We start from the raw sequence: 23,402 nt of genomic DNA, 5'->3' as shown, positions 1-23,402 counted from the left end.
GCGCTGCCCGCCGCGACCGGCCCGGCGTCCGCCTTCCCCGAGGAGCACCGAGGTGAGCGAGCCACTGGTCGGCGTCGTGATGGGCAGCGACTCCGACTGGCCCACGATGGAGCCGGCCGCGCAGGCGCTGGCGGAGTTCGGCGTCCCGTACGAGGTGCACGTCCTCTCCGCGCACCGCACCCCGCACCGGATGCTCGACTACGCCGCGACCGCGGCCGGGCGCGGCCTGCGCGTCCTCGTGGCCGGCGCCGGCGGGGCGGCCCACCTGCCCGGCATGCTCGCCGCGGCGACACCGCTGCCGGTCATCGGCGTCCCGCGGCCGCTGGACCGGCTCGACGGACTGGACAGCCTGCTGTCGATCGTGCAGATGCCCGCCGGCGTGCCGGTGGCGACGGTGTCGATCGGCGGCGGGCGCAACGCCGGCCTGCTGGCGGTGCGCATCCTGGCCGCGGCCGACCCGGAGCTGCGGGCGGCCGTCGAGCGGTTCCAGGCCGACCTCGCCGGGTCCGTCGTCGCCCGCGACGCCGCGCTGCGCGATCGGCTCGCCGGTGGCCCCGGCGGTGTTGGGACGTCCTAGCATCCACTCGTGAGTACGACGAGTGGGCTCTACCAGCTGACCGAGGAGCACGACGCGGTCCGGGCCGCGGTCCGGGACATCGCCGAGCGGGAGATCGCGCCGTACGCGGCCGAGGTCGACGCCGACTCCCGCTTCCCGATCGAGGCGCAGAAGGCGCTGACGGCGGCCGGGTTCCACGCCACGCACATCCCCGAGGCCTACGGCGGTGAGGGGGCCGACGCGATCGCCACCTGCATCGTCATCGAGGAGGTCGCCCGGGTCGACGTCTCCGCCTCGCTCATCCCGGCGGTCAACAAGCTCGGGTCGATGCCGATCATCCTGTCGGCGTCGGAGGACCTCAAGCAGCAGGTGCTGCCCTCGATCGCCGCGGGCGACGCGATGATCAGCTACGGGCTGTCCGAGCGCGAGGCCGGCTCCGACGCCGCCGCCATGAGGACCCGCGCCCGGCTGGAGGGCGACACCTGGGTGCTCAACGGCACCAAGGCCTGGATCACCAACTCCGGGGTGTCGGAGTGGTACACGGTCATGGCCGTCACCGACCCGGAGGAGCGGGCCGGCGGCATCTCCGCCTTCGTCGTGCACCGCGACGACCCCGGGTTCGCCGTGGGCCCCAAGGAGCGGAAGATGGGCATCAAGGGCTCGCCCACCTGCGAGCTGTACTTCACCGACTGCACCGTCCCGGCCGACCGGATCATCGGCGAGCCCGGCACCGGCTTCAAGACCGCGCTCCGCACGCTGGACTTCACCCGCCCGACCATCGGCGCGCAGGCCGTCGGCGTCGCGCAGGGCGCGCTGGACGCCGCCGTCGAGTACACCCGCGAGCGGAAGCAGTTCGGCAAGGCCGTGAGCGACTTCCAGGGCGTGCAGTTCATGCTCGCCGACATGGCCATGCAGATCGAGGCCGCCCGGCACCTGGTCTACGTCGCCGCCGCCCGCGGCGAGGCTGCCCACGACGGCGGCAAGGTGGACCCCGACCTCGGCCGGCTGTGCGCCGCGGCCAAGGCCTTCGCCTCCGACGTCGCCATGAAGGTGACCACCGACGCCGTCCAGCTCTTCGGCGGGGCCGGCTACACGCAGGACTTCCCGGTCGAGCGGATGATGCGCGACGCCAAGATCACCCAGATCTACGAGGGCACCAACCAGATCCAGCGCATGGTCATCGCCCGCTCGCTGTTGCGCTGAGACCGTGGTGTCCGGCCATCCCGACCAGCGTCGAGCGGACGGTCGCTGTCGGACCCCCACCGTCCGTGAGCGGTCCGGGACCTCGGGGACCTCGCCGTCCCGTCGCGACGCAGGAGCACCCGGGACGGAGAGGTGAGCGCAGGCGGGACATGACCGGCCCGGGACCGGCCCGGGCCGGCGCCGCGCGGGTCCGGCGGTCGGGGTCCTCACGGAGCGAGCGCGTGTGGCGCGTGTGACCGGGTGTGCACATCGCCGTACGGTCGCGTTCCGACCACCCATCTCGGAGCTAACCTGGTGGCCGATCCCCACCGTGTGCGCACGTGCACACGGCCGAGATCCCGCGCCGTCTCCGCGCCGTCATGGTCGGCTCGTGCCGTGGACCGGCCGGGGATGCCATGGCGCTGGGCCTCTGCGCGGTGGGCTGTGGGGCCGCTCGCCCGAGACCCTGGAGGGTTGTCCTGTTCCTCTCTAGCTTGACGCCGCTGTTCGTCACGCTCGTCCACCTGGTCCTTCCCGGGCTGGTCGTCGGCCTGGCCGCCGGCACCAGCCGGGTACTGGCGGTCACGGCCGGCCCGGCGATCACCTTCGGTCTCGTCGCCGTGCTCAGCCGCCTGACGACGGCCACGGGACTGGCCTGGACGGCCGTCTCGTTCTGGGTCCTGGTCGCCGTGTCGGCCGCTGTCGTCTACGGGATCCGGTGGGCGGTGACCCGTTCGGCGATCGGTGAGCGTCTGCCATGGGCGCGGACCGAGGAGGTCCACACACCGCCACGGGCGGCCGTGCTCGCCGTCGCGTCCCCCCTGGTCGCGGGCGTCGTGGCCGCCGGGGTCGCCGTCTGGGGCATGGGGGGCCTGACGGGCATCAACCAGGAGTTCGACGTGCTGTTCCACGTCAACGCCGTGCAGTGGATCAGTGAGACCCTCGACGCCGATCCTGCCGCCATCGGCGCGGTCAACCACTTCGAACGCGGTGACACGTACTACCCCATCGCCTTCCACGCTCTCGCCGCACTGCCGGTCGACCTCGGAGTGGGCACCGTGGTCGCGACCAACGCACTGGTCGCCCTCATCCCCGCCGTGCTCGTACTCGGTCTGACAGCCGTGCTGTGGCAGCTGCGCCTGCCGACCCATGCCGTCGTGGTCCCGTTCGTCGCCATCAGCATCGCCGCCTTCCCGACGGACCTGATGTGGCGAGGACCGATCTGGCCGTTCGCACTGGGGGTGGCGCTGGTGCCCGCCTTCCTCGCTCTCTGGACGGCCGTGGTGCGGGAGCACTCCCCGGCTGCGGGCCTGCTCGCTGCTCTGGGTGCCACCGGACTGCTGGCGGTCCACCCGAGTGCAGCACTGGCTGCCGCCGTCTTCGCCGCTGCCTACCTGGTCCAACGGTGGATCGGTGAGCCCCACCGACTGCGCACCGACCTGGTGCCCCTGGGCGTGGTGGCCGGCACGACCGTGCTCCTGTCGCTCCCGGCCATCGCGTCCACCCTCGCGGTGAGTGGGTCCGGTGTCGCCTACGACTGGCCGGCCGTGCAGTCTCCCGGCGCTGCGGTGGGTGAGCTGCTGACGTTCAACTACTTCGCGGCCTATCCGCAGGTCTGGCTGGTGGTCCTGCTCGTCGTCGGGCTGGCCGGCGTGCGTCGACTCGCGAGCGCTGCCTGGTGGCTCCTGGCCAGTGCCGTCTTCGTCGTGCTCCTGGTGCTCGCGGCTGCCTACGAGGGCCCTCTGGTCGCGGTGCTCACCGGGCCGTGGTGGAACGATCGGTTCCGCTTCTCCGCGCTCGCGGTCCTCGGGCTCGCGGTCATCTGCACGAACGGACTCATCGTCGTCGCCGAGGGACTGACGACGGTCCTGCGTCGTGTGCGTGTCCCGCGCTCCGTCGGACGTCCCGCCGTGGCGCTCGCCGTGGTGCTGGCCTCCTTCGGGTTGCTCACGGGCGGCTTCTACGCCGCGTACAACCACGACCGCCTGCAGCAGAAGTTCGCGCTCGGATCAGGTGATTCCGTGACTCCTGGTGAACTGGAGGCCATGGACGTGCTGGCTGGTCTGGCGGAGCCAGGACAGACGGTCATGAACGACCCGGGCGACGGCTCCGCGTGGATGTGGGCCCTCCACGGGATCCGGCCCATGTTCGGCCAGGCGATCGTCAACCCCGACGACCCTCCGTTGAGAGCCCCCCAGCGGACCGTGCTGTTCAGGTTCGACTGCATCGACTCCGACCCCGAGGTCCGGAGGATCGTCGAGGACTACCGGATCCGCTACGTCTACGTCGCTGAGGGCTTCATCTTCCCGACCATGCACCGGGTGCCGGGCCTGGAGGACCTCGCGGACTCCCGGTCCCTGCGGCCGGTCTTCACGAACGAGGGAGCCACCATCTACGAGGTGGAGCTGCACGACGCCGTCCCCCCGTCCGATGACGAGGCCTGCGCCGATCCGGGCGACGTCGACTGATCGGACTGCCGGTCGAGCGGTGCGGTCGCGGTCCCGGGGACGAAGCCGTCCTCCTGCGACGCCTGCGGGAACGGCGGCATCCCGCTCTCCTGGCGGGCAGGTCACTCCTCGGCTCCGTGCGGAGGGGCATCGCCCACCGGAGCCGGCCGACCAGGCAGCCTGGCGTCGTCGAGTCGGGAGCGGCAGTCCCCGGGGACGCCGAGGTGGCTCGGGGACCGGGACCCGACGGTGTCTCCCCGAGCGGAGCCGCACGGCACGGCGGCGCTGCCGCCGTGCCGTGGAGAGGCCACCACCCGGACGGCGGTGGGGACGGGCGCCCGCCGACGGCGCACGACGGTCCTGCACGTCGGGAGGTCCGCGGTCGAGACGTCAGCGCGCGCAGCGGCGGCCACCTCAGCCGAGCAGCCGGGAGACCGCCGACAGGCGGGCGTCCCCGGCCATGGCGGCCAGCCACGCCGACCAGCCGGGGCGGGCCCGCACGGCCTCGAGGGCCGCGCGCGCGGCCACCCGGTCGCCGCGGCGGGACGCGGCCAGCGCGGCGTAGAGGTCGCGCGCGCCCTCCGGCGCGAACAGCGCGAGGGTCTCGTAGTCGCGCTCGTCGTAGGCGCGCTGCAGGGTGCGCAGCACCCGCAGCTGGGCGACCGGGTCGCCGGAGTCGTCGACGCGCAGGTCCACCCGCACGCCGTCGTCCTCCTCGGAGGCCGGCTCGCCGCTGACCACCAGCAGCGCGGCCGACTGCCGTCCCCGCAGGTCGCCGCCGGCGTCCTGGCCGGCGGCGAGCGCGGTCAGCAGCCGGTCGGGCAGCGGGCCGCACGTGGCCTCGGCCGCCCGCGCCATCGCCGGGAGCACGCCGGGGGAGGCGAGCATGTTGCCCTGCACGCTCCAGTCCGCGCCCACGAGGTGGCCGCTGACCGGGAACGAGCCCGGCCCGGTGTCGGCGGCCACCTCGCCGGAGGCGCCGAGGACGGCGAGCTGCCGGTCGGCGTCCTCGGCCGCGTGCGCGGCCCGCCGCACCAGGACCGCCGGCGCGGTGCCCTCGGCCAGCCCGCCCAGCAGCACGTTGCCGAGGCCGCGCGGGCTGCGCGCCTGCACCGCCACGACACCCACCCCGGGCCGGGCGCTGGGCACCGCACGGCCGACGGCCAGGATGCAGGAGGAGACCGCGATGCCCATCTCGCCGGTCAGCGGGTCGCGGGCGACGACCGAGAACGTCACCGGGGGAGCGGTGCCGTGGCCAGTGCCGCGGTCAGGGTGGCCGCGGTCAGACGGTGGCCGGCAGCGCCATCGTCGGGACGTCGCCGGGCACGGACAGCGGGGCGCCGGTCTTCTCGACCACCTCGTCGGGCGTGACGCCGGGTGCCACCTCGCGCAGCACGAACCCCTCGCCGGTGACGTCGACGACGGCCAGGTCGGTGACCACCCGGTCCACGCAGGCCTTGCCGGTCAGCGGCAGGGTGCACTCCTCGACCAGCTTGGGCGACCCGTCGCGGGCCACGTGCTCCATCATGATGATCACCGTGCGGGCGCCGTGGACGAGGTCCATCGCGCCGCCCATGCCGTTGACCATCTTGCCGGGGATGAGCCAGTTGGCCAGGTCGCCGCGGGGGTTGACCTGCATCGCGCCGAGCACGGCCACGTCGAGGTGCTGGCCGCGGATCATGCCGAAGCTCAGCGAGGAGTCGAAGAAGCTGGCCCCGGGCAGGATCGTCACGGTCTCCTTGCCGGCGTTGATCAGGTCGGGGTCCTCCTCGCCCTCGAAGGGGTAGGGGCCCACGCCGAGGATGCCGTTCTCCGAGTGCAGCACCACGTGCACGTCGTCGGGCACGAAGTTGGGCACCAGGGTCGGCATCCCGATGCCGAGGTTGACGTACTGGCCGTCCTCGAGCTCCAGGGCCACGCGGGCGGCGAGCTGGTCGCGGGTCAGGCTCATCGGGCGTCCCCCTCGGTGGCCTCGTCGCCGGCGGCGGCCGGTGCGGCGGAGCGGTCGGTGCGCGGTCGGGTGGTGCGGTTCTCGATCCCCTTGCCCTCGGTGCCGACGACGACCACCCGGTCGACGAAGACCCCGGGCAGGTGCACGTCCTCGGGGGTGATCTCGCCGGGCTCGACGAGCTCCTCGACCTCGGCGACGGTGATCCGCGCGGCCATGCCGGCCAGCGGGTTGAAGTTGCGCGCCGACTCGGCGAACACCAGGTTGCCGTGCCGGTCGCCCCTCGCGGCGCGGACCAGGCCGAAGTCGGCGGTCAGCGCGGTCTCCAGCACGTACTGCCGGCCGTCGAACTCGCGGATCTCCTTGGGCCGGGAGGTCTCCACGACGTTGCCGTCGGCGTCGTAGCGCACCGGGATGCCGCCGTCGGCGACCATGGTGCCCACCCCGGTGGGGGTGTAGAACGCCGGGATGCCGGTGCCACCGGCGCGCAGCCGCTCGGCGAGCGTGCCCTGCGGGGTCAGCTCGACGGACAGCTGGCCGGACAGGTAGAGGCGGGCCAGCTCCTTGTTGCCCCCGACGAACGAGCTGATCGTCCGGGTGATCCGCCCGGCGTAGAGCAGCACGCCCAGGGCCTGGTCGTCGACGCCGCAGTTGTTGCTGATCGTGGTCAGCTCCGAGGCGCCCTGCTCGAGCAGCGCGTCGATCAGCTTGATCGGCACACCGCACAACCCGAACCCCCCGACGGCGAGGGTGACGCCGTCCCCGATGTCGGCCACCGCCTCCCGCGCGCTCGCGACGACCTTGTCCATCAGCTGACCACCGTCCGTCCCTGAGGCGGCCCGGCCGGTCCCTCAGGCGGGACGGCCGAGCTCGCGGAAGCCCTCGATCCGGAGGCCGAGCGTAGCGGTGACCCGCTCCGACGCCGCCCGGCTCCCCAGCGCGGTCGGATCGGCGTCGCGGCACAGCACCAGGGAGGCGCCGGCCGCCAGCGGGGCCAGCAGCCAGGCGACCGGACCGGCCTCGGCCGCCGTCCGCCCGTCGACCAGCAGCCGGTCGCCGGCGGTGATGCCCAGCCGCCCGGCCAGCTCGGCGGCTGCGGCGGCCAGCCCGCCGAGGGTGAGCTCCAGTCCGCCGGCGAGCAGGCCGGGCGCGGCTGGGTCCGGGGGGACGTGGGGCGTGAAGACGTCGCCGTGCGCGCGGACCTCGAGGGCGAAGTCGCGGGCCGGGCCGGAGTAGCTGGTCATGCCGAGCCCCAGGGGGTGCAGCGACAGGCCCAGCAGCTCGGGCACGTCCTGGTCGTCGAGCGGGGCGAGGCGGTCCTGCGCGGCGAGGACGACGTCGGCTGCGTCCAGTCGCCCGTCGTCCTCGGCCGCGGTGTCGAGGACGGCGGCCCCGCAGCTCCACACCCCGAGCAGCACCGCGGCGGTCTGCCAGTGCACGGGCAGCGCGACGGCGACGGTGCTGCCGGTGCCGACGTCGAACTCGTCCTGCAGCAGGTTGGCGGTCTTCGCCACCCAGTTGGCCAGCGTCGTGCCCGACAGCTCGACCCGCTCACCGGTCGCGTCGTCGTAGGAGGTGATCAGGGGCGCGGCCGGCTCGCGGCGCAGCGCCGCGGCCAGCAGGTCCGCGGGCGTCCGCGGGGAGGCAGGCATGCCCCCAGCCTCCCAGCAGGTGACCGGCTGGAACGGCCCCCTCGCAGGGGCCCGCGCCGAGCGTGGTGACGTGCTGGAACGGCCTCCCTGCAGAGCCCCGCCGCGAGCCTGCGAGTGGCGGGGGGCAGGGAGGTCCTTCGTCAGTTGATGCAGGAGGTGTCGGCCGCCGTCCGCGGGGTCTCCTCGGCCGCGCTGCTGGGGGCGGGAGCCTGCTCGGTGGTCTGCTGGCCGACGCCGTTGAAGTCCTCGCCCAGCACCAGCTGCACGGTCCCCGAGCTCGCGTCGCTGCTCTCCTCGGTGGCCGCGCCGGGGATGGCGGCGGCCACGGTGGCGGCCAGCGCGTCGTCACCGGAGGCGTAGCGGACCGTCGTCCGCGCGTAGTCGTTGCTGTCGGCGTTGCCGGTGCTGGTCACGGTGAAGCCGGCGTCCTCCAGGGACGCCGCGGCCTCGGCGGCCAGGCCGGAGACCCCCGAGCCGTTGTAGACCTCGACCGACACGTCCGAGGGCGCCACGGCCGCGGGTGCCTCCGTCGTGCTGGGCGCGGCCGCCTCGGGCTCGGCCGACAGCTCGGCGAAGAATGCCTGCAGGGTGTCCTCGTCGGCCAGCCGGAGGATGGAGCGGCCCTGCTCGTCGCGGTCGTCGCCGACGATCGGCACGGTCTGGAACTCGATGCTGCCCGCCGTCACCGCCTGCATCTGCTGGGCCAGGTCGAGCAGCACGAGGTCGCGGTCGATGGTCAGCGACTGCGAGGCGGCCTCGACCAGCTCCCGCTGCGTGCCCAGGTCGAGCAGCACGTCGTCGGAGAGCATCTTGCGCAGCACGCCGGCGAGGAACACCTGCTGGCGGACGATCCGGTCGAGGTCGCCGCGGGGCAGGCCGTGGCGCTGCCGCACGAAGCGCAGCGCGTCGGCGCCCTCGATGACCTGCTCGCCTGCCGGGAAGACCGCGCCGGAGTAGGCGGAGTCGTCGACGGCCTCGCAGAGGTTGACCTCCACGCCGCCGACGACGCTGCTGAGCTGGAAGAAGCCGAGCAGGTCGACCTCAGCGTAGTGGTCGATCTGCAGGCCGGTGAGCCGGCTGATCGTCTGCACCAGCAGCTGCGCGCCGCCGGCCTGGCGCTGCTCCTCGGTCGCCGAGTCGTCGACCTCGGCGTAGCCGTGCGCGTAGGCGGCGTTGAGCTTGTCCATGCCGTAGCCGGGGATCTCCACGTAGGAGTCCCGCGGGAACGAGACGAAGGACGCGCGCGACCCGTCGGCCGGGACGTGCACCAGGATCATCGTGTCGGTGTTGATCCCGGAGTCCTCGCCGGCGTCGAGCTCGGCGAGCTGCTCGGGGGTGAGCTCGGCGCGGCTGTCGTTGCCGACCAGCAGCATGTTCATCGCCTCGGGGGCGTCCCCGGCGTCGGAGTTGCCCGCCGTCGGGATGGCGTCGGTGCGGTTGACCGTGGCCTCGGCGACCCGCCCGAGGTACCAGCCCCAGCCGCTGCCGGCCAGCAGCACGACCGACAGGACGGCGGCCGCGGCCCGCGCGACGACGACGGGGCGGCGGCCCGGCGCGCGGTCGGCGTGCTCCCGGGGGGCGCGGCGCCCGGCCCCGTCGGCCGGGGCGTCCTGGCTGCGGTCGGAGCGGGGGGCGCGGCCGGCGCGCGGGTCGAGCCGGGCCGGGAGCGGCCGGCCCGGGGCGCCGCCGTGCTCGTTGCGGTCTCGGCTCACGGGACCGAGGTTAGGGGCGAGCGGGGGGCGCGCCGGGCCCGCGACACGGCGGAACGCTCCGTCTCGCCGGCGTCGGTGCCCGTCTGGCACCGGCCGCCCGCCCAGTCGCGCCCGACCCCACCCGGCACAGACGTCACACCGGCGGAGGATGCCCGGCGTGCCGGCCGGCGGCAGGATGCGGCCATGCGCGTGCTCGTGACCGGAGGAGCGGGTTTCATCGGCTCCCACTACGTCCGGACGATGCTCACCGGAGGCTACGCCGGCTACGAGGACGTCGAGGTGACCGTCTTCGACAAGCTCACCTACGCCGGCAACCCGGCCAACCTCGCGCCCGTGGCCGGCAGCCCGCGCTACCGCTTCGTCCGCGGCGACATCTGCAACCCGGCCGATCTCGACGCCGCCCTGCCCGGCCACGACGTCGTCGTCAACTTCGCCGCCGAGTCCCACGTCGACCGGTCGATCACCGGCGCCTCGGCGTTCGTCCTCACCAACGTGCTCGGCGCCCAGCAGGTGTTCGAGGCCGCGGTGCGCCACGGCGTGCGCCGGGTGCTGCACGTGTCCACCGACGAGGTCTACGGCTCGATCGACGAGGGCTCCTGGACCGAGGACACCCTGCTCGAGCCGAACTCGCCCTACTCGGCGGCCAAGGCCGGCGGCGACCTGCTCGCCCGCGCGTACGCGCGGACCTACGGCCTGGACGTCTCGGTGACCCGGTGCAGCAACAACTACGGGCCCTACCACTTCCCCGAGAAGGTCATCCCGCTGTTCGTCACCAACCTGCTCGACGGGCTCCCCGTCCCGCTCTACGGCGAGGGGGCCAACGTCCGCGACTGGCTCTACGTCGACGACCACTGCCGCGGCATCCAGCTCGTGCTCGAGCGGGGGGAGGCCGGCGAGTTCTACAACATCGGCGGCGGCCGGGAGCTGTCCAACCGCGAGCTCACCGCGAAGCTGCTGGAGGCCACCGGCCGGGACTGGAGCTACGTCGAGCCGATCGTCGACCCGCGCGGCGGCGGGCACGACCTGCGCTACTCGGTCGACTACTCCAGGACCGCCGCGCTCGGCTACGCGCCCCGGATGCCCTTCGAGGAGGGGCTGGCCCTCACCGTGCAGTGGTACCGCGACAACCGCGCCTGGTGGGAGCCGCTCAAGGCCGCCGCGGCCACGGCCCGCGCGTGAGCGTCCCCACCGCCTGGCTGGTCACCGGCGCGCACGGCCAGCTCGGCCGGGAGCTGACGGCGCTGCTGGCCGGCCGGCCGGACGACGCGCTCACCGCGCTGGGCCGCGACCGGCTCGACCTCACCGACGAGGCCGGCGTCCGCCGGGTCGTCCGCGACTGGCTGGGCGGTGCGCGGGCGGCGGGGCGGCGGGCGGTCCTGGTCAACGCCGCCGCCTACACCGCCGTCGACGCCGCCGAGAGCGACGAGCACACCGCCACCGTGGTCAACGGGCACGCGCCCGGCTGGCTGGCGCAGGAGCTGGCCGGTGCCGGGCGGCTGGTGCACGTCTCCACCGACTACGTCTTCGACGGCTCCGCCACCGAGCCCTACCCCGTCGACGCCCCGCTGGCGCCGCGCTCGGCGTACGGGCGCAGCAAGGCGGTCGGCGAGCGCGCGGTCGCCGCGGCCGGCGGGGAGGCCACCGTCGTCCGCACCGCCTGGGTCTACGGCCGGCACGGGGCCAACTTCGTGCGCACCATGGCCGGCCGCGCCGCCGCCGGCGCCCCGGTGTCGGTCGTCGACGACCAGGTCGGCTCGCCCACCTGGGCGGCCGGCCTCGCCGCCGGGCTGGTCGCGGTGGGGGAGCGGGAGGAGCCGGCCCCGGCGGTGCTGCACCGGACCGACGCCGGCGCGGTCAGCTGGTTCGGCCTGGCCCGCGCCGTCTACGAGGAGCTCGGCGCGGATCCCGCGCTGGTGTCCCCGACGACGACCGAGCACTTCCCGCGGCCGGCGCCGCGGCCGGCGTACTCCGTCCTCGACGGCAGCGCCTGGCTCGCCGCCGGCCTCCCGGCGCCCCGGCCGTGGCGCGCCGCCCTGTCCCTGGCGGTGCCCGGCCTCGGCTGAGCCCCGTCCGGTCCCACCCGGCCGTCGCGGCCGCGCCCGCCCGGCCGTGACCGACCGGTTCGCCTCCGCCGGGGTGGCTGCGGTGGGTGTGACGGGTGGGACGTGCTCACAGGCGCGAACCCGTGTCGGAGCACCGGGCCCCGCAGCCGGGACGTCGATCCTCCGGGGGAAAGCCGGTCGTCCCCGCGGGGCGGCCGGGCGCCGGTACCCCGGAGGACTCACCCCTTGCGCCGCCTGATCACGGGATCCACCGCCTTCGTCGCGTTCACCGGGACCTTCCTCGTGCTGCCCGTCTACGCCCAGCCGGCGCCCGAGCCCGTCCCGGTGGAGGTCACCGCCGAGGAGGTCACGCTCGGCTCGGTCGACGCGCCGGCGCCCGAGGCCGACGTCCAGCAGGGGACGACCGACCCCGTCGTGGGCGTCGGCGACACCACGCCGACCCTGACCGTCCGGCAGACCGACCTCGACGAGTTCTCGATGGTCAGCGTCAACTGGGCCTACGACCCCGCGGTGACGGACACGGTGGTCAACGTCCGCGTCCAGGACGAGGACGGCGACTGGGGCGAGTGGACCGAGACCGGGACCGAGGACGCCACGCCCGATCCCGGCAGCGACCGGTCCGGGTGGCGCGGCGGCACCTCCCCGCTGTGGACCGGCCCGAGCCACGGTGTGGAGGCCGAGCTGGTGACCCGCTCCGGAGCCCAGCCCACCGACGTCCAGCTCAGCCTGGTGGACCCGGGGGAGAGCGCGGCCGACTCGGGCCCGCAGGACCCGGAGATCACCGACACGGCCGAGGCCGCGCTGGCCATGCCGCCGGTGTACTCACGCGCCCAGTGGGGCGCCGACGAGAAGCTGATGACGTGGGCGCCGCAGTACGCGTCGACGATCAAGGCCGCGACCCTGCATCACACGGCCTCGGGCAACGGTTACGGCGCCGACGAGGTGCCGGCCATCCTGCGCGGCATCTACTACACGCACGCCGTCACCAACGACTGGGGCGACATCGGCTACAACGTCCTGGTCGACCGGTTCGGCCGGTTGTGGGAGGGCCGCAAGGGCGGCCTGGCGAGCACGGTCGTGGGCGCGCACGCCGGCGGGTGGAACACCGGCACCTTCGGCGTCTCCATGATCGGCAACTACGACGTCGTCGACACCCCCCAGGCGATGGTCGACTCGGTCGCCGCCGTCATCGCGTGGAAGTTCTCGCTGTACGGCGTGAACCCGACCGGCACCACCCAGCTGACCGGTGGCGGGTCCGGGACCTCCCGGTATCCCGCCGGGACGACGATCACGCTCCCGACCGTCTTCGGTCACCGCGACGTCGGCAACACCGCCTGCCCGGGGCGGTACGGCTACTCCCGGCTGCCCGAGATCCGCACCAAGGTCGCCGCGGCGCTGGCCGCGACCACACCGCAGATCACCCAGCGCTACGACTCCGACCCCGCACTGCGTGCGCTGCTGGGCGCCAAGACCGGCCCGGAGCAGCAGTCGGCCGGTGTCATCTGGCAGACCTACCAGGGCGGCAACCTCTACTACACCCCCGCGACAGGGGTGAAGCTCGTCCGCGCCGGGGTGCTCAGTGCCTACCAGCGTGCCGGCGGCCCCGCGTCGCTCGGGGCGCCGACCGTCGAGGAGAGGGTGCTGCCCGACGGCCGGGGTGTGCGGGCGGAGTTCCAGCGGGGCTTCGTCTACTGGACCGCCGAGACCGGCGCGCACGTCGTCCGCGGTGCCATCGCCGGGCACTGGTTCTCCCTGGGCGCCGAGGCCGGGACCCTGGGGTACCCGGTCGTCGACGAGCAGGCCGCCTCCGACGGCGCGGTGTCGCGTTTCGAACGGGGCGCCGTCTACTGGTCGGCCAGCACCGGTCCGCACGTGGTCCGGGGCGGGGTGCTGGGTGCCTTCGACGCAGCCGGCGGACCGAGCGGGCCGCTCCTCTTCCCGATCGGTGAGGAGACCGACGCCCCGGGCGGACGGGGCAGGGTCCAGGAGTTCCAGAGCGGCGCGATCTACTGGACGGCCGCCACCGGCGGGCACGTCGTCCGCGGGGGTGTCGCCGGAGCGTGGCACTCCGTCGGTGCCACCGGGGGAGTGCTCGGCTACCCCGTCACCGACGAGCAGGACACGAGGGGCGTCGCCGGCCGGGTCCAGCACTTCGAGGGCGGGTCGGTGTACTGGTCGGCCGCCACCGGGGGCCATCCGCTCCACGGCGGGGTCCTGGCCGCGTGGACGGCCTCCGGGGGTGCCGCCGGGCCGGCCGGGTTCCCCACGTCGGGGGAGACGCCGACCGAGCGGGGAGGCGTGGTGCAGACCTTCCAGAGCGGCTCGGTGTACTGGTCGGCCGGGACCGGGGCGCACCTGGTGCGCGGTGGGATCGGTGCCGCCTGGCGGACCGCCGGCGGGCTGTTGGGCCCGCTGGGCTACCCGACCAGCGGCGAGGAGGACACCCCTGGCTACGCCGGGCGGGTGCAGCGCTTCCAGGGCGGGTCGGTGTACTGGGCGGGCACGCGGGCCCACGTGGTGCCCGGCGACCTCGCCGCTGCCTACGCCGCTGCCGGCGGTCCGGGGAGCGTGCTGGGTCTGCCGACCGGCGAGGCGGTGGCCACGGCCGACGGTGCAGGGCGGGTGCAGACCTTCCAGAGCGGCTCGATCTGGTGGTCGGCCGGGACCGGGGCGCACGTGGTGCGCGGTGGGATCGGGGCGGCGTGGTCGGCCGCCGGCGGGCTCTCGGGCCGGCTGGGCTACCCGACCAGCGGGGAGACCGCCACGACCGGCGGCGTGCTGCAGCGCTTCCAGGGCGGCACGGTGACCTGGACGGCGGCCACCGGGCGCACCACGGTGGTGTACGGGTGACCACGCGGAGGACCTCGCTCGCTGGGGGCGGGTGGGCGGTCGTGGCCGCCCTCGTGCTGACCGGCTGCTCCTCTTCCTCCTCGGGCTCCGCACCGGACGACTCCTCCGCCGCGCCGTCCCCGTCGTCGACCTCCCCGGCGTCGACCTCCCCGGCGTCGACCTCCCCGGCGGCCGCGCCGACGGGGGCGACGGGGACGGCGTCGTCCCCGAGCGCCGGCCCGACCGACGACGCGGAGCCGACCGACGTGGCCACGGACTCGCCCGCCGGAGTCCGGCCCGGTCCGGACCGGGAGGTCTTCGTGACCTACGCCGCCGTCACGCCGGCGAGCGCCGCCGTCGAGGTGTCGGGCTTCGTCCCCGCTCTGGTGGAGGACGGTGGGCGCTGCGTGCTCGTGCTCAGCCACGCCGGCCGGCCCGACGTCAGCGTCGAGGGTGAGGCCTTCGCGGACGCCCAGTCGACGGCCTGCGCCCTCCTGTCGGTGCCGGTCGACCGGCTCGCCCCGGGCACGTGGGTCGCTCGGCTGGACTACCGCTCGGAGGGGTCCTCCGGCTCCAGTGCCGACGTGCAGGTCGTCATCCCGTGAGCAGGGCCCGGACCCGCCTGCTGACCTCGGCAGGTGTTCTCGCCGTCCTGGCCCTCCTGCTCACGGTGACGCTGTCCGGCGACCGGGACCGCCTCGAGGAGACGGCCGACCTCTCACGCTTCCAGCCCGGCGACATCATCAGCGACGCCGTGTTCTTCGACGGCTGGTCCATGTCGACCGCCGACGTGCAGCGCTTCCTGGACCTCAAGGGCGCCAACTGCCGCACCGGCTCGGACGGGAGCCCGTGCCTGCGGGCCTACACCCAGAACACTCCCGACCGAGCCGCCGACGCCCACTGCGGGTTCTACGACGGGCAGGCCGGTGAGACGGCTGCCGCGATCATCGCCGAGGTCGGCCAGGCCTGTGGGATCAACCCGCGTGTGCTGCTGGTGCTGGTGCAGAAGGAGCAGGGGCTGGTCACCACCACGTCACCGAACGCGACGAAGTACCAGAAGGCGACGGGCTACGCCTGCCCGGACACCGCGCCCTGCGACAGCCTCTACTTCGGCTTCTCCAACCAGGTGTACAGCGCGGCCCACCGGTTCAAGGAGTACGCGGCCAGGCCACGGAACTACTTCCCCGGCCGGTGGAACACCATCCTCTACAACCCGAACTCCGCCTGTGGCAGCTCGTCGGTCTTCATCCTCAACCAGGCCACGGCCGGCCTCTACACCTACACGCCCTACCAGCCCAACACGGCAGCGCTGCGGGCCGGCTACGGCACCGGTGACGGGTGCTCCGCCTACGGCAACCGGAACTTCTACAACTACTACACCGACTGGTTCGGCTCCACCCACGACGCCGGGACGGCCGAGATCTCCGCGGCCTACTACCGGATGGGCCCGGCGTCGATCGGTGCCCCGCTGGCGGAGCCCGTCTGCGGCCTGGTGGCGGGAGGCTGCCTGCAGCACTTCGAGCAGGCCTCCATCTACTGGTCGCCGGCCTCTGGTGCGCACGTCCTGCGCGGCGGCATCGGCGGCAAGTGGGCCGAGTCCGGCTGGGAGACGGGCCTCCTCGGCTACCCCGTCGGCGAGGAGGTCGTGACCGCTGACGGCGTCGGCCGGTTCCAGCAGTTCCAGGGGGGCACCATCTACTGGGCCCCGGCCACCGGTGCCCAGGTCGTCCGCGGGGCCGTCCTCGCCACCTGGGCGGGCCTCGGCGCCGACACGGGCGTCTTCGGGTTCCCGACCACCGGTGAGTTGTCCACGGCGGACGGCGTCGGCCGGGTGCAGCGGTTCCAGGGCGGCAGCATCCTCTGGTCGCCGGCCACCGGTGCCCAGCCGATCCGAGGTGGCATGTTCGCCACGTGGACGGCGCTCGGGGCTGACGCCGGCGTCTTCGGGTTCCCGGTCAGCGGGGAACTGCCGGCGGGCGACGGCGTCGGACGGGTCCAGGACTTCCAGGGTGGATCCCTCTACTGGTCTGGTTCCACCGGTGCCCAGCCGGTCCGTGGCGGCGTGCTCGCCACCTACCGGCGGCTGGGGGCTGCCGGCGGTGACCTCGGGTACCCGGTCGGACCTGAGGGGCTGGTCCCCGGCGGCACCAGCGTCGTCCAGGAGTTCCAGCGAGGGACGATCCACTGGTCACCGGCCACCGAGGGTCATGCTGTGCTGGACGCGCTCGAGGGCGGGTTCGCAGCGCGGGGAGGTCCGACCGGCTTCCTCGGACTGCCCATCGCAGACCAGCGCCGGCTGCCCGGAGGGGAGATCGGCCAGGACTTCCAGGGCGGTGTCCTCTACCGCCTGACCAGCTCCCAGACCGTCGCCGTCCACGGCGGGGTGCTGGCTGCCTACGTGCGGTCCGGCGGCGAGTCCGGGCCCCTGCTGCTCCCGGTCACCGACGAGGAGACCGTCAGCGGGGCGCAGGTGCAGCGGTTCCAGAGCGGGTCGATCTACTGGACGGCGGCCGGTGGCGCGCACCCGGTGCGCGGCGGCATCGGAGCGGCCTGGTCGGCGGCCGGTGGGCTGTCCGGTGCGCTGGGTGCGCCGACGTCGGACGAGGTCGGCGCCGGCCCGGGGCGGTCGCAGGCGTTCGTGGGCGGCACCGTGTACTGGTCGGAGGCCACCGGGGGGCGGGCGGTGAGCGCCCGGCTGCGCGACGCGTATGTGGCCGCGGGTGGTCCCGGTGGGCCGCTGGGCTTCCCGATGGCCGAGGAGTCGACCGTCAGCGGAGCGCAGGTGCAGCGGTTCCAGAGCGGGTCGATCTACTGGACGGCGGCCGGTGGCGCGCACCCGGTGCGCGGCGGCATCGGAGCGGCCTGGTCGGCGGCCGGTGGGCTGTCCGGTGCGCTGGGTGCGCCGACGTCGGACGAGGTCGGCGCCGGCCCGGGGCGGTCGCAGGCGTTCGTGGGCGGCACCGTGTACTGGTCGGAGGCCACCGGGGGGCGGGCGGTGAGCGCCCGGCTGCGCGACGCGTATGTGGCCGCGGGTGGTCCCGGTGGGCCGCTGGGCTTCCCGATGGCCGAGGAGTCGACCGTCAGCGGAGCGCAGGTGCAGCGGTTCCAGAGCGGGTCGATCTACTGGACGGCGGCCGGTGGCGCGCACCCGGTGCGCGGCGGCATCGGAGCGGCCTGGTCGGCGGCCGGTGGGCTGTCCGGTGCGCTGGGTGCGCCGACGTCGGACGAGGTCGGCGCCGGCCCGGGGCGGTCGCAGGCGTTCGTGGGCGGCACCGTGTACTGGTCGGAGGCCACCGGGGGGCGGGCGGTGAGCGCCCGGCTGCGCGACGCGTATGTGGCCGCGGGTGGTCCCGGTGGGCCGCTGGGCTTCCCGATGGCCGAGGAGTCGACCGTCAGCGGAGCGCAGGTGCAGCGGTTCCAGAGCGGGTCGATCTACTGGACGGCGGCCGGTGGCGCGCACCCGGTGCGCGGCGGCATCGGAGCGGCCTGGTCGGCGGCCGGTGGGCTGTCCGGTGCGCTGGGTGCGCCGACGTCGGACGAGCGAGCACTCGGAGGCGGCGTGGTCCAGCGCTTCACCGGAGGTGCGCTGTACTGGACCTCGACCGGCGTGGCGCGGCGGATGGGCAACGACGTGCTCGACGCCTGGGTCTCGGCCGGCGGCCCCACCGGCAGCCTGGGCGAACCCGTGGGGGACCAGTACGTGAGGGACGGAACGGGGCAGGTCGACTTCCAGCGCGGACGGATCGTCGTCCGGGACGGCGCCGTCGAGGTCCAGCCGGGCTGACGGTCCCACCCGGTGGGACGCCGGGCGTCCGGCCGGGTGGGACGGGCGCGGCGCGTGGGGCTGACGGGGTCCCGAGGTACCGGGGGACCGGGCGGGGGAGCCCGTCGGCCGTTAGAGTCGCAGGCGCTCCGCGGGCGGTCTGCGACCGTGCCGGCTCCTCGCTGTCCCGAGACCGGCACCGAGCCCGGAACCCGGAGGACTCCTGCGTCCGGGTGGACGCCGCGGTCACCGACCACTCGAGGTCGTGGTGGCCGGTCTCGGCGACGGGCCGGGGAGAGAGGGAAGGTGCGAGATGGGGTGCTCCACGCGGTGAGCGAGACCCACGGCGGCGCCCCGGTGAGCTCCCGCTCCCGGCTGCCTGCCGTGCTGACGTCGGCGGGTGCACGCTCGGGGCTGGTCCTGCTGGTCTGCTCGCTCGCCGGGCACGTCGGCAACTACCTGTACTACGTGCTGGCCGCCCGGCTCCTGACGCCGGCGGAGTTCGCGGAGGTCAGCGCGATCACCGGGCTGGCCACCATCGCCTTCATGCCCGCCACCGGGGTCCAGGCCGCGCTCGCCCGCGACACCGCCGCCCTCGAGGCACGCGGGCAGGGCCACCGGGCGCGTGCGCTCGCCCGCGCCGTCGCCCGGCGCATGGCGGTGGTCCAGGCCGGCATCCTGGCGCTGCTGGTCCTGGGCACCCCCGCCGCGGTCGCCGTCCTCGACCTGACCTCGGCGTGGGTGTGGCTGGTGGGGGCAGCCTGGCTGGTGCTGGGCATGGGCCTCTACGTGGGCCTCGGCGCCCGGCAGGGGCGCGAACAGTTCGGCGTCGTCGCCGCCGTCCTCGGTGGCCCCATGGGCGTCTTCCGGCCGCTCCTCCTCGTACCGCTGGCGCTGCTGGGTGGCGTCGTCGGCGCGCTCGGCGCCATGGTCGTCGCGACGGTCGCCGGCCTGGTGCTCCTCGCCGGTCGCCGGCGCGAGCGCACCGCCAACGGCGACACCCCGCCGCTGCCCGACGTGCGGACGGCGCTGGTGGCGCTGGCCGCCTTCGCCTCCCTCACGAACGTCGACCTGCTGGTGGGCAAGGTGACGCTCGGCGCCACCGAGGCCGGCCTGTACGCGTCGGCCGCGCTGCTGGGCAAGATCGCGCTCTACGGCCCGTCCGCGCTGGCGCTGGTGCTGCTGCCCAAGGTCACCGCGCGGCTGGAGGCGGGCCTGAGCGTCCGCCGGCCCGCGCTGCTGGTGATGGCCGCGACCGTGGTCACCGGTGGCGTCGTGGCGGTGGCCATCGCACTGGCCCCGGCGTCGCTGGTGACCGGCGTCTTCGGCGCCGCCTACGCCGGCGCCTACTCGCTGGCCGCGCCGCTGGCCGTGGCCATGACGCTGCTGGCCCTGGTGCACGTCCACATCATGATGAGCCTGGCCCGGCGTGACCGGGTGCTCATCGTCCTGGTGGCGCTGGCCGCCGTCGCGCAGGCCACCGGCCTGCTCCTGCTGGGCGACTCGCCCGGACGCATCGTCCTGGTGACCACCGTGGTGGCCGCGACGACGCTGGCCGTCCACGAGCTGACCTCGCCGTACGGGCTGGTGCGGCTCGCGCTCCGCGAGCCGGCCGCCCCCGTCCCCGACCGCACCCCGCACGAGGAGCCCCGTTGACGCTCGACATCATGATCCCGTTCTACGGCGACCCGGACATGCTCCGGGCCACCGTCCGGAGCGTCCAGGCCCAGACCAGCCCGGACTGGACGCTGACCGTCGTCGACGACGGCTACCCCGACCCCACCGTGGCCGAGTGGTTCGGCGCCCTCGGCGACGACCGGGTGACCTACCTGCGCAACGAGGTCAACCTGGGCGCCAACAAGAACTACGAGAAGTGCATCGACCTGGCGCGCCAGCGCGACGTGGTCATCCTCGGCGCCGACGACCTGATGCTGCCCGAGTACGTCGCCGTCGTCTCCGCGGCCCGGGCGGCGCACCCCACGGCGGCGGTCATCCAGCCCGGTGTGAAGGTCATCGACGAGCACGGCACCGAGGTCCGCACGCTGGTCGACGAGACCAAGAAGCGGCTGTACCAGCCCAAGCTCGCCCAGCGCACGGTCATGGGCGGCGAGGACCTGGCCCGCAGCCTGCTGCGCGGCAACTGGCTCTACTTCCCGGCGCTGTGCTTCGACGTCGCCAAGATCCGCGAGGTCGGCTTCCGGCCGGGGCTGCACGTGGTCCAGGACCTGCAGCTGGTGCTCGACCTGCTCATGCGCGGCGAGACGCTCGTGTACGACCCCACGATCTGCTTCGCCTACCGCCGGCACTCGGGCAGCGACTCCTCCTGGCGCGCCCTGGACGGCACCCGCTTCGACGAGGAGCGTCGGTTCTTCCTCACCGCCGCTGAGGAGCTCGACCGCCTGGGCTGGCACCGCGCCGCCCGCGCGGCCCGCCTGCACACCTCCTCGCGGCTGCACGCGCTCACCTACCTGCCGGCCGCCGTCCGCAGGCGTCGCCCGGACGCCGTCCGGACCCTGCTCGGCCACGGCCTCCGTGGCATCGGCCAGGAGGTCCGCCGGCTGCGCCTGTCAGCCGGGGGCCGGACGCCCTCCTGACGGGGGTGAGCCGGCTCCGCCGTCACGGCCGTCCCACCGGTCCCGCCGACCCCAGCGGTGGCGGGCCGGTCCCGGGCGCGCAGGTAGCGTGGACCAGCGTGGCACTCGCACAACCGGCCGGACGCACGTTCACCGCGGCCGTGGTCGACCTGCGGCGCGGCTGGGAGCAGCGGTCGCTGTGGGGGCACCTGGGCTGGCAGGACATCCGGCAGCGCTACCGGCGCTCGGTCCTCGGCCCGGTGTGGATCACCATCAGCATGGCGGTCACCGCCATCGCGCTGGGCATCCTCTACTCGGGACTGTTCGACATCCCGCTCGAGCGGCTGCTGCCGCACGTGCTCGTGGGCTTCATCGTCTGGGCCTTCATCAGCGGCTGCATCTCCGAGGGCTCCGAGGTGTTCATCGCCAACGAGGGGCTGATCAAGCACCTCCCGTCCCCGCTGTCGGTGCACGTCTACCGGCTGGTGTGGCGCCAGACCCTGTTCTTCGCCCACAACCTGATCGTCTACCTGGTCATGCTGCTGGTCTTCCCGCAGCCGCTGAAGTGGACGGTGGTCTACGCCGTTCCGGCCTTCCTCCTGCTGGCCGTCAACGGCGCGTGGGTGGCGCTGGCCGTCGGTGTCATCACCGCACGGTTCCGCGACATCCTGCCGATCACGCAGAGCGTCGTGCAGCTGGCCTTCTTCCTGACACCGATCGTCTGGGTCTACGACGAGCTGATCGACAGCCCGAACCCCGCCATCGCCGAACGCGCGCGGCTGGCCGAGTTCAACCCGTTCCTGCACTTCGTGGAGATCATCCGACGCCCGCTGCTGGGCCAGGACCAGCAGCTGCGGTACTGGGTGGTCGTCCTCGCCATCACCGTGGCCGGCTGGGCGCTGACGATGCTCGTCCTGCGCCGCTACCGGTCCCGCGTCTCCTACTGGGTGTGAGCGTGTCCGACAGCATCCCCGATTCGATCGGCATCTCGACCAAGGACGCCTGCGTCGACTTCCCGATCTTCGACGCCAAGAGCCGCTCGCTGAAGAAGACCGTCATGGGTCTGGTCGGCGGCAACATCGACAGCGGCAGCAAGGTGCCGGTCATCGAGGCCCTGCGAAACGTCACCGTCGACCTCCAGCACGGCGCTCGGGTCGGCCTGGTCGGCCACAACGGCGCCGGTAAGTCCACCCTGTTGCGCCTCCTGTCGGGCATCTACGAGCCCACCCGCGGCGTCGCCGAGATCCGCGGCCGCGTCGCGCCGGTGTTCGACCTCGGTGTCGGCATGGACCCCGAGATCTCCGGCCTCGAGAACATCATGATCCGCGGCCTGTTCCTCGGGATGAGCCGCAAGCAGATGGAGCAGCGGGTCGACGACATCGCCGACTTCACCGAGCTGGGCGACTTCCTGCGCATGCCGCTGCGCACGTACTCCACCGGGATGCGGGTGCGCCTGGCCCTCGGAGTGGTGACCAGCATCGACCCCGAGATCCTGCTGCTCGACGAGGGCATCGGCGCGGTCGACGCGGCCTTCCTGGAGAAGTCCAAGCAGCGGCTGGTGCAGCTCGTCGAGCGTTCGGGGCTGCTGGTCTTCGCTTCGCACTCCGACGAGTTCCTCCGCGAACTGTGTGACACCGCGATCTGGATGGAGCACGGCCAGATCAAGCAGCAGGGCGAGCTCAACGAGGTGCTGCGCGCCTACAAGGGCCTGCCGGCGTGACGGCGGCGGCCCGCACCTCGCCGCAGTCCGTCCCTCCGGCCGACCCCGCCGCGGGGCAGCGCGTCGTCGCTGTCGTCGTCACCCGCCACCGGCGGGAGCTGCTGGCCGAGAGTCTCGCCGCGATCGCCGCGCAGACCCGGCCGGTCGACCTCGTGGTCGTCGTCGACAACGGCCCCGACCAGTCGGCTGTCGACGTCGTCGCGGCCAGCGGGCTGCCGGCCACCCACCTGCCCAGCCGGCGCAACCTGGGCGGAGCCGGCGGGTTCGCCTACGGCATGCTGCACGCCCTGGCGATCGGCGCGGAGTGGGTCTGGTGCGCCGACGACGACGGGCGGCCGGCCGACGGCACGGTGCTGGCCACCCTCCTCGACGCCGCGCAGCGGCACGGGCTGGCGGAGGTCAGCCCGCTGGTCACCGACATGGCCGACCCCGAACGGCTGGCCTTCCCGCTGCGCCGCGGCTTGACCTGGCGCCGCCGCCGCAGCGACTTCGCCGGCCTCGACCTGCTGCCGGGCTACGCCTCGCTGTTCAACGGCGCGCTGTTCCGCGCCGAGACCCTCGACGTCGTCGGCGTCCCGGACCACCGGCTGTTCTTCCGCGGGGACGAGACCGAGATCCACCGGCGGCTCCTGCGCGCCGGCCTCCGGTTCGGCACCTGCCCGCAGGCGACCTACCTGCACCCCGAGGGGACGACGGAGTTCGCGCCGATCCTCGGTGGCCGTCTGTCGGCGCAGTACCCGGCCAACGAGGTCAAGCGGTACTTCACGTACCGCAACCGCGGCTACCTGATGGCCCAGCCCGGCATGCGCTGGCTGCGGCCTCTGGAGACGGTCCGCTTCGGCTGGTTCTTCCTCGTCTCCCGACGCGACCCCGCGGGCTGGCGCGAGTGGCGCCGGCTGACCCGCGCCGGCCGACGGGAGCGGCTGACCCGGCCCTGACGCCGGGAGGAACGACAGG

18 protein-coding genes are annotated in these 23,402 nt (G+C 74.2%); 13 read left to right on the top strand and 5 right to left on the bottom strand.

What is annotated here, in order from left to right; translation table 11 throughout:
• Window positions 1–52: 52 nt before the first annotated feature.
• The 3 genes from purE (at window position 53) to ACWIZO_RS02725 (ending at window position 4,206) form a co-directional block, all read left to right on the top strand.
• Window positions 53–577, top strand: a complete 525-nt coding sequence (purE, locus tag ACWIZO_RS02735; RefSeq protein WP_448641016.1) for a 5-(carboxyamino)imidazole ribonucleotide mutase — start codon at window positions 53–55, stop codon at window positions 575–577.
• Between the two features lie 9 nt (window positions 578–586).
• Complete coding sequence (locus ACWIZO_RS02730) at window positions 587–1,759, top strand: acyl-CoA dehydrogenase family protein (protein ID WP_448641015.1); 1,173 nt, start codon at window positions 587–589, stop codon at window positions 1,757–1,759.
• Between the two features lie 320 nt (window positions 1,760–2,079).
• Window positions 2,080–4,206, top strand: coding sequence for a DUF6541 family protein (locus ACWIZO_RS02725; protein ID WP_448641014.1), 2,127 nt, complete (start codon window positions 2,080–2,082; stop codon window positions 4,204–4,206).
• A gap of 393 nt (window positions 4,207–4,599) precedes the next feature.
• Here the strand turns inward: ACWIZO_RS02725 and ACWIZO_RS02720 are convergent, their stop codons facing one another.
• The 5 genes from ACWIZO_RS02720 to ACWIZO_RS02700 form a co-directional block, all read right to left on the bottom strand.
• A complete protein-coding gene (locus tag ACWIZO_RS02720; protein WP_448641013.1) occupies window positions 4,600–5,421 on the bottom strand; it encodes a DUF1028 domain-containing protein in 822 nt (273 codons plus the stop codon).
• A gap of 46 nt (window positions 5,422–5,467) precedes the next feature.
• The gene (locus ACWIZO_RS02715) at window positions 5,468–6,136 is read right to left on the bottom strand and encodes a CoA transferase subunit B (RefSeq protein WP_448641012.1); all 669 of its coding nucleotides are present in this window, start codon (window positions 6,134–6,136) and stop codon (window positions 5,468–5,470) included.
• A complete protein-coding gene (locus ACWIZO_RS02710) occupies window positions 6,133–6,942 on the bottom strand; it encodes a CoA transferase subunit A (protein ID WP_448641011.1) in 810 nt (269 codons plus the stop codon). Before ACWIZO_RS02710 ends, ACWIZO_RS02715 begins: the two co-directional genes overlap by 4 nt.
• 42 nt (window positions 6,943–6,984) lie before the next feature.
• Window positions 6,985–7,785 (bottom strand): TIGR03089 family protein, encoded by an 801-nt coding sequence (locus ACWIZO_RS02705; protein WP_448641010.1) that lies wholly within the window; start codon window positions 7,783–7,785, stop codon window positions 6,985–6,987.
• 140 nt (window positions 7,786–7,925) lie between these two features.
• The gene (locus ACWIZO_RS02700; RefSeq protein ID WP_448641009.1) at window positions 7,926–9,497 is read right to left on the bottom strand and encodes an LCP family protein; all 1,572 of its coding nucleotides are present in this window, start codon (window positions 9,495–9,497) and stop codon (window positions 7,926–7,928) included.
• A gap of 183 nt (window positions 9,498–9,680) precedes the next feature.
• Between ACWIZO_RS02700 and rfbB the strand changes: the two genes are divergently transcribed.
• The 10 genes from rfbB to glfT1 all read left to right on the top strand — a co-directional run bounded on the left by rfbB (window position 9,681) and on the right by glfT1 (window position 23,383).
• On the top strand, window positions 9,681–10,676 hold the full coding sequence (gene rfbB, locus ACWIZO_RS02695) for a dTDP-glucose 4,6-dehydratase (protein WP_448641008.1): 996 nt from the start codon (window positions 9,681–9,683) through the stop codon (window positions 10,674–10,676).
• Window positions 10,673–11,560 carry a dTDP-4-dehydrorhamnose reductase gene (gene rfbD / locus ACWIZO_RS02690; protein ID WP_448641007.1) on the top strand — a complete coding sequence of 296 codons (888 nt, stop codon included), beginning with the start codon at window positions 10,673–10,675 and terminating at the stop codon, window positions 11,558–11,560. The genes rfbB and rfbD overlap by 4 nt, the downstream gene beginning before the upstream one ends.
• Before the next feature lie 225 nt (window positions 11,561–11,785).
• Window positions 11,786–14,410, top strand: a complete 2,625-nt coding sequence (locus tag ACWIZO_RS02685) for an N-acetylmuramoyl-L-alanine amidase (RefSeq protein WP_448641006.1) — start codon at window positions 11,786–11,788, stop codon at window positions 14,408–14,410.
• Between the two features lie 41 nt (window positions 14,411–14,451).
• On the top strand, window positions 14,452–14,994 hold the full coding sequence (locus tag ACWIZO_RS02680; protein WP_448641005.1) for a hypothetical protein: 543 nt from the start codon (window positions 14,452–14,454) through the stop codon (window positions 14,992–14,994).
• Entirely contained in the window at window positions 14,991–18,173 is a 3,183-nt protein-coding gene (locus tag ACWIZO_RS02675) for an LGFP repeat-containing protein (protein WP_448641004.1), read from the top strand. The genes ACWIZO_RS02680 and ACWIZO_RS02675 overlap by 4 nt, the downstream gene beginning before the upstream one ends.
• A gap of 309 nt (window positions 18,174–18,482) precedes the next feature.
• Complete coding sequence (locus ACWIZO_RS02670) at window positions 18,483–19,808, top strand: lipopolysaccharide biosynthesis protein (RefSeq protein ID WP_448641003.1); 1,326 nt, start codon at window positions 18,483–18,485, stop codon at window positions 19,806–19,808.
• A complete protein-coding gene (locus tag ACWIZO_RS02665; RefSeq protein ID WP_448641002.1) occupies window positions 19,805–20,746 on the top strand; it encodes a glycosyltransferase family 2 protein in 942 nt (313 codons plus the stop codon). Before ACWIZO_RS02670 ends, ACWIZO_RS02665 begins: the two co-directional genes overlap by 4 nt.
• Window positions 20,747–20,844: 98 nt before the next feature.
• Entirely contained in the window at window positions 20,845–21,678 is an 834-nt protein-coding gene (gene wzm / locus ACWIZO_RS02660; RefSeq protein ID WP_448641001.1) for a galactan export ABC transporter permease subunit Wzm/RfbD, read from the top strand.
• A complete protein-coding gene (gene wzt / locus ACWIZO_RS02655; RefSeq protein ID WP_448641000.1) occupies window positions 21,675–22,445 on the top strand; it encodes a galactan export ABC transporter ATP-binding subunit Wzt/RfbE in 771 nt (256 codons plus the stop codon). Before wzm ends, wzt begins: the two co-directional genes overlap by 4 nt.
• Window positions 22,442–23,383, top strand: coding sequence for a galactofuranosyltransferase GlfT1 (gene glfT1, locus ACWIZO_RS02650; RefSeq protein ID WP_448640999.1), 942 nt, complete (start codon window positions 22,442–22,444; stop codon window positions 23,381–23,383). The genes wzt and glfT1 overlap by 4 nt, the downstream gene beginning before the upstream one ends.
• The last annotated feature ends 19 nt before the right edge of the window (window positions 23,384–23,402 follow it).

Source organism: Geodermatophilus sp. URMC 63, assembly GCF_053502565.1.
The sequence above is the reverse complement of the archived record's forward strand: the minus strand, read 5'-3'. Positions and strand labels throughout refer to the sequence as shown.

Bases quoted from the DNA above. Each gene is read 5' to 3' on its own strand.
- rfbB (WP_448641008.1), top strand. From the start codon at position 9,681: ATGCGCGTGCTCGTGACCGGAGGAGCGGGTTTCATCGGCTCCCACTAC.
- ACWIZO_RS02710 (WP_448641011.1), bottom strand. From the start codon at position 6,942: ATGGACAAGGTCGTCGCGAGCGCGCGGGAGGCGGTGGCCGACATCGGG.
- ACWIZO_RS02705 (WP_448641010.1), bottom strand. From the start codon at position 7,785: ATGCCTGCCTCCCCGCGGACGCCCGCGGACCTGCTGGCCGCGGCGCTG.
- ACWIZO_RS02715 (WP_448641012.1), bottom strand. From the start codon at position 6,136: ATGAGCCTGACCCGCGACCAGCTCGCCGCCCGCGTGGCCCTGGAGCTC.